The sequence below is a fragment of the Amycolatopsis sp. genome, assembly GCF_036008905.1.
Taxonomy (GTDB): domain Bacteria; phylum Actinomycetota; class Actinomycetes; order Mycobacteriales; family Pseudonocardiaceae; genus Amycolatopsis.
Genome location: NZ_DASYMU010000242.1, coordinates 23,584 through 30,152 on the forward strand (window position 1 = coordinate 23,584; position 6,569 = coordinate 30,152).

Annotated in this window: 6 protein-coding genes; 3 read left to right on the forward strand and 3 right to left on the reverse strand. The window is 68.1% G+C overall.

Annotated elements, in window-relative coordinates; all coding sequences use genetic code 11:
- Positions 1-113: 113 nt before the first annotated feature.
- From VGP60_RS38830 to VGP60_RS38840, 3 genes are all read left to right on the forward strand, one after another.
- Positions 114-1,325, forward strand: a complete 1,212-nt coding sequence (locus VGP60_RS38830; RefSeq protein WP_327553214.1) for a YcaO-like family protein — start codon at positions 114-116, stop codon at positions 1,323-1,325.
- Positions 1,326-1,372: 47 nt separating this feature from the next.
- Positions 1,373-2,083 (forward strand): SagB/ThcOx family dehydrogenase, encoded by a 711-nt coding sequence (locus VGP60_RS38835; RefSeq protein WP_327553215.1) that lies wholly within the window; start codon positions 1,373-1,375, stop codon positions 2,081-2,083.
- Between the two features lie 96 nt (positions 2,084-2,179).
- The gene (locus VGP60_RS38840) at positions 2,180-2,605 is read left to right on the forward strand and encodes a phospholipase (protein ID WP_327553216.1); all 426 of its coding nucleotides are present in this window, start codon (positions 2,180-2,182) and stop codon (positions 2,603-2,605) included.
- A 60-nt stretch (positions 2,606-2,665) separates the two neighbouring features.
- Here the strand turns inward: VGP60_RS38840 and VGP60_RS38845 are convergent, their stop codons facing one another.
- The 3 genes from VGP60_RS38845 to VGP60_RS38855 form a co-directional block, all read right to left on the reverse strand.
- On the reverse strand, positions 2,666-3,139 hold the full coding sequence (locus tag VGP60_RS38845) for a DUF5684 domain-containing protein (protein ID WP_327553217.1): 474 nt from the start codon (positions 3,137-3,139) through the stop codon (positions 2,666-2,668).
- A gap of 189 nt (positions 3,140-3,328) precedes the next feature.
- A complete protein-coding gene (locus VGP60_RS38850; RefSeq protein ID WP_327553218.1) occupies positions 3,329-3,730 on the reverse strand; it encodes a hypothetical protein in 402 nt (133 codons plus the stop codon).
- A gap of 52 nt (positions 3,731-3,782) precedes the next feature.
- Complete coding sequence (locus tag VGP60_RS38855) at positions 3,783-6,290, reverse strand: DNA translocase FtsK 4TM domain-containing protein (protein ID WP_327553219.1); 2,508 nt, start codon at positions 6,288-6,290, stop codon at positions 3,783-3,785.
- Positions 6,291-6,569 lie beyond the last annotated feature (279 nt).

Below are 6,569 nucleotides of genomic sequence, written 5' to 3' on the forward strand. Positions count from 1 at the left end.
ACCGCCTTGCGCCGCACGGCTGCACAGACGTGCAACACAGCCACACCAACGGGAAACATCCCAGCGTCCCACCTGCGTAGGCGTGTTGCACGTCTGTGCGGGGGTGTTGCACGGTGACCACCTCGGTTCCGGCCGTTCTCGCCGGGCGGGCGGTGGGATGGCGTCAGGGCGTGGTCGCCGAACTCCGGGAAGTCCCGCGGGGCCTGGCCGACGTCGAAGTGCCGGGCTGGGCGGCGATCGCCGAGCCGTTCGCGCGAGGCGGCACCTCCGGCGGCGCGAGCCTCGACAACGGCCAGGCCAAAACCGCGGCCGTCGCCGAAGCGCTCGAAAGGCATGCGGCCGCGCGTTTCCCGCTCGACGCCGGTCCGGTGCCGGAAGGCGCCGACTGCTGGCGGCTCGACGAATTCACCCTGCATTCGGTGTCCCAACAAGCGAGTCCAGATTTTCCGTACAGCGCCGGGTATTCCGAGCCTCTCTACACTCCTGTGTGGACGTTGCCAGGCAACGCCGAAGTGTTCGTGCCCGCAGGTTTGGTGGGTCTCCAGAACACCTTCGGCCTGCCGGCGACGTCGTCCGGTTTGGCGGCGGGCGCGTCCACGACGAGAGCGCTGCTACGGGCCACCCAGGAACTCGTCGAACGCGATGCGCTGACCATCGCCTGGCTGCATTCCCTTTCGCCGCGCCGAATCCCGCTGCCGCCGGAGTTCGCCGAGCCGGTCGGGCGACTGGGCGGGGAGGTCCAGGCGTTCGACATCACCCCCGCCTACAGCCCGCATCCGGTGATCGCGGTGGCCGGAACGCTGCCACTGGGCGGCAAACCGCGCGCGACTTTGGGGCTGGCCTGCCGTGCGCGCACCGCCGACGCCGTCGAGAAGGCGTGGCTGGAATGGACCCAGGGCACCGTTTTCCTGGAGGTCTGGCTCAGCGAACATCCGGACACCGTGCTGCGGCCAGACGACGTCACCGATTTCGACCAGCACGCGGCCTACTACACGACCCACCCCGAGGACTGGGCTGTCTTGCCGTGGCACAGCGGCGAAATCGGTTGTGCGCCACCAGGTTCCCCCGCTTCGGGGGCGGCCGCCGAGCTCACCGAGCTCGTCACGACGGTGACCACGGCCGGGATCCGGCTCGCCTACCGGGACCTCACCACGCCGGAGCTGACCGCGGTCGGCCTGCGCGCGGTGCGGGTGCTCTCCCCCGACCTGACCCCGCTGCACGCCGACCATCGCTGGCCCCATCTCGGCGGGACCACCCCGGAGGTCGCCCGGCGTTTCCCCGCGACCGGCGCGTTCCCCAACCCGTTTCCGCACCCGCTCGGCTGACTCTTTTCCCACAGCACAGTTCCAGCAGCGAAGTCCCAGGAGCGAAGATGTCCACCCCGTTCGACGAGTTCTGGACCGCGAGCCGGACCACGGCGCTCACCCAGCGAAGATTGGCCGAACGCCTGCGCGAATACCTGCCCGTCGAAGACAAACTCGACGCGTTCGAACTGCCCGGCCGCTATCACGGGCTGCGCCGCTCGGCCGACCGGCTGGACACGTTGTTCCGGCGGCGGCGCAGCACCCGCGAGTTCGGGCCGGTTCCCCTGCGCGCCAAGGCGCTGGGCCGGATCCTGACCTCGCTCACGGCCACCGAAACCGGCCGGGGCTACCCGTCCGCGGGTGGGCTGTACCCGCTGCGCTGTTACCCGCTGCTCCTGAACGTGGCGCACGAACTCAACGGCCGCGTGTGCCGGTACGAGCCCGTCAAGCACGCGCTGCAGGACGCCGGGCCGTGCCCGCCCTGGCCGGAACTGGCGCCCGTACTCGGCGCGGAAGCGACGACCGCCCCGCATTTCGTGCTCGTCTTCGTACTCGCCGACGAGCCCTTGCTCGCCAAATACGGCCCACGCGGGGGACGGTTCGGACTGATCGAAGCCGGCGCCGCGATCCAAGCGATATCGATGCGCCTTGCCGCCGACCGGCTGGCCGGCTACCTGCTCGGCGGCGGCGCTGACCAGGAGGTTCTCGACCTGCTCGGGCTCGCCCGCCACGACGTCCGGCTCGCCGCTGTCCTCGCCGGCGGCTTGGGTTCCCCCTGAATTCACCCCTAGTCCCCCGCTTAGCGGTGGCGCCGGAGGCCGGAGTTACCGAAGCTGATCGGGTTGACCAACCCGATTCACTGAGGGGAATTTTCCATGCGAGCGATGCTCAAGAAATTCGTCGTCACCGCCGCCGTCGCGGCAGCGCTCGTGACCGGCACCGGAACGGCCCAAGCGGTCGACATCCCAGCGGTGACGGACACCTACATCTTCCACACGTCGCTCTCGAGCTTCGTACAGACCCGCAACGCCAAGCCGTACGACGGCCAGCTGGACTGGTCCTCCGACGGCTGTTCCAACTCCCCCGACAACCCGTTCGGGTTCAACTTCCTGCCCGCCTGCTACCGGCACGACTTCGGCTACCGGAACTACAAGAAGCAGAGCCGGTTCACCGAGCCCAACCGCAAGACGATCGACGACAACTTCTACACCGATCTGAAGAACATCTGCGGCAGCAACGTCGCCTGCAAGGGCACCGCCTGGACGTACTACCAGGCCGTCCGCCAGTTCGGTAACAGCTAGCGCGAGCAAGGGACCTTTACTGCCGTTTCGCGGCAGTAAAGGTCCCTCGATGCGGCTTTATCAGCCCTGGTACGGCTGCTGGGGGTTGTACTGCTGGGGGTTGTACGGCTGCTGCGGCTGGTTGTACTGCTGCTGCGCGGGGCCGGCGGCGGCCGGGCCGAGGTAGCGGGCCTTGCCGAAGCCGAGCATGCAGTAACCGACGTACGGGAAGACGATCAAGCCGAAGAACGCGAACAGACCGCCCTTGCCGTACGACTTCGCCAGGTCGATCATGACGATGATCGCGATCACGAAGTTGACCAACGGGATGAACATCAGCACGAGCCACCAGCCTGGACGGCCGACGATCTTGAGCAGTGTGTAGGCGTTGTAGAACGGGATGATCGCCGCCCAGCCGGGCTTACCCGCCTTGGTGAACACCTTCCACATCGCCGCGATGAGGAGCACCGCGACAGCCAGTCCGAAGACGCTGACGCCGATGGCTGCCGCCGGGCTCATGCTCGAAGACGTCGAAACCTCGTACTGATAAGCCACTGAAGCTGTTCCTTTCAGATGAACAGGCACACCGGTGATCACCGTGCGCCTGCGGGAGAACCCCTGTCTCCCGGCCCGCGGACGTTAGCCCAATGGAGGCGAGCACGCGCACGCTTTTCCGAAACCCGTATTCGATCGACGCCAAAACCGCCCTTTCGGGCAATCCGTTCAGCGCGAGTCCACTTTGGATCAAGCCGTCGGCAGCACGCGCAGGGTGATTTCGTCGGCGGGCTCGTTCAGCGAAACCAGCTCGACGCGGTGGCCGGCGTGGTCGGCGATGTGCGGGAACCGGTGATTGGAATGCAGTTCGGCGCCCTTGCGGCCGTCTTCACCACCGTTCAACGACACCGCGACGACGGCGTCGCCCTCCCAGACGCACTGCACCCCGGGCTTGCACCGCGAGTCCGACAGCACCGAGTCGAAGCGGACGTCGATGCCCGCGACCGTGCGGCTTTGGCCCAGTGGCAAGGCGAAATCGGTTCCCGGTGCGACGGCGGACGAACTCGAGGGGAGCGCGGGCGCGGATCCTGGAGCCGGGGCGGGCGCGCAGCCCAGCACGAGCAGCACGCAGAGCGGGGCGAGCAGCTTCATCCGGTTCACCCTGGGAAGACGGAACGAGCGGCCCAATCCGTTGCACGCACTTCTACTCGTCTTCGTCCTCGGGAGGCGGACTGCCACCGCGGATCATGTACAGCACCGAATCCAGCTCTTCGGGCTTGATCAGGACGTCCCGCGCCTTGGATCCCTCGGACGGGCCGACCACACCGCGGCTTTCGAGCAGGTCCATCAGCCGACCGGCCTTCGCGAAGCCGACGCGCAGCTTGCGCTGCAGCATCGACGTCGACCCGAACTGGGAGGTCACGATCAGTTCGGTGGCCTGTAGCAGGACGTCGAGGTCGTCGCCGATGTCGGCGTCGATCTCCTTGGTCTCCCCGGCCTTCTTCGCGGTGACGCCGTCCTGATACTCGGGCTGCGCCTGGTCCTTGGCGAAGTTGACGACCGCGGAGATCTCCTCGTCGCTGACGTACGCGCCCTGGACGCGGACCGGCTTCCCGGCACCCATCGGCAGGTACAGCGCGTCGCCCATGCCGATGAGCTTTTCCGCGCCGGGCTGGTCGAGGATGACCCGCGAGTCGGTCAGCGACGAGGTCGCGAAGGACAGCCGCGATGGCACGTTGGTCTTGATGAGGCCGGTGACGACGTCGACCGACGGCCGCTGGGTGGCCAGGACCAGGTGGATCCCGGCGGCACGGGCCTTCTGCGTGATCCGGACGATCGCGTCTTCGACGTCCCGCGGCGCGGTCATCATCAGGTCGGCGAGCTCGTCGACGATCGCCATGATGTACGGGTACGGCCGGTAGACGCGTTCGCTGCCGGGCGGCGCGGTGATCTCGCCCGACTTGACCTTCTTGTTGAAGTCGTCGATGTGGCGGACCTTGTTCATCTGCATGTCCTGGTAGCGCTGCTCCATCTCCTCCACCAGCCAGGCGAGCGCGGCGGCCGCCTTCTTCGGCTGGGTGATGATGGGCGTGATCAGGTGCGGGATGCCTTCGTACGGCGTCAGCTCGACCATCTTCGGGTCGATCAGGATCATCCGGACCTCGTCCGGGGTCGCCCGCGCGAGCAGCGAGACCAGCATCGAGTTGACGAAGCTGGACTTACCGGAACCGGTGGACCCCGCGACCAGGAGATGCGGCATCTTCGTCAGGTTCGCGGTGACGAAATGGCCTTCGATGTCCTTGCCGAGCCCGACGAGCATCGGGTGGTTGTCCTTGACCGTCGACGGCGCGCGCAGGACGTCGCCCAGGCGCACCATCTCGCGGTCGGAGTTCGGGACCTCGATTCCGACCGCGGACTTCCCGGGGATCGGCGCGAGCAGCCGGACGTTGTCGGTGGCCACGGCGTAGGCGATGTTCTTGGTCAGCGCGGTGATCTTCTCGACCTTCACGCCGGGCCCGAGTTCGACCTCGTACCGCGTGACCGTCGGGCCGCGGGTGAAGCCGGTGACCTGCGCGTCGACGTTGAACTGGTCGAGCACGCCGCTTATGGCCTCGATCATGGCGTCGTTGGCCTTGCTGCGGGTCTTCGGGACGTCCCCGAGGGTCAGCAGGTCCGGCGACGGGAGCTTGTAGTCGCCCTCGACGGTGCGGGTGACCGCGAGTGGTGGTTCGGCCTTCTTGGGCTTCTTCTCCGGCACGTCGGCGGGCTTGGCCCGGGGTGGGCGGTTCGGCGTCGGCAGTTCGGCGAGCGCGGCCTCGATGTCGAGCTCCTGCTGCTCGCCGTCCTTGTTCTCCGCGGCTTGACGGCGTCGCGCGGGTTTACGCAGGCGGACGGCCTTGGGATCGGCTTCGGTGACGGCGTCACGCTCGTCGTGGATCGCCTGACGCTCCGCCTCGGCCTCTTCGACCTCGTCGGGGTCGAGGCCCCAGTTGCGCAGGCGGTGCGGGATGTCGCGGACCGCGGTGCCGGTGAAGACCAGGATCGCGAAGCCGAGCGCCAGCACCAGCAGCGGCACCGCGACCCAGCTGCTGAACCCCTGGACCAGCAGGCCGCCGGAGAACGCGCCGACGATACCGCCGGCGTACATCCGGCCGAGATTGGTGTCGGGCAGTCGGAGGAAGATGTGCAGCATGCCGAGCAGGGACAACGTGCCCAGCAGCGTGCCGATGACCATGCGCGGCCGGATCTCGGGCTGCGGTTCCGACCGCATCAGCGCCACCGCGACCACGATCAGCACCAGCGGCAGCGAGACCGCGCCCGCACCGAGCACGGTCCGGGTCGCGATCTCGACCCCTTCACCGATCGGCCCGGCCGAACGCCACCAAACCCCGACGGCGACGATCAGCGCGACGGCGATGAGCCCCAGCGCGACGCCGTCACGGCGGTGTTCGGGTTCGAGCTCACGGCTGCGGCCGACCGTGCGGGCGACGCTGCCGAGGCCTTTGGCCAGCAGGTTCCAGGTCCCGCGGACGGCCTTGCCGAAGGTGCCCTGCTTGCGGCGCGGGGCCGGGCGGCGAGCGGGCGCGTGGGACGCCGACGTGCGCGGTTTGGCCGCGGTCCGTGGCTTGGCGGCGGTACGAGGCTTCCGCGCCGGCCCCTTGCCGCCGCTTTTCCCGCTGCTCCGTCTCGTTGTCGCCGACCCACTAGCCATGGGTCCACGGTAACCGGCCGAGCCGTTTCGTCACATCTGCCACTCAGAGCGCACGCGAAACATTTTCCTCCCCCACTGAGCCCGACGTGCCCCCCTCCATGCCCGCCATCTGTCGACAGATGGCGATCTCTCGCACGCAAGACACCACAGAGAGCTGGCCATGCCCCCAACGCCGCTTTGGGGGCATGCCACGGCCTTCCCGCGCTGCGCGAACGGGTGACAAGGCGGCCCGTTCATGCTGGTCAGGTGGGGTCGTGAGTGCGTAACAGTGTTCTAACA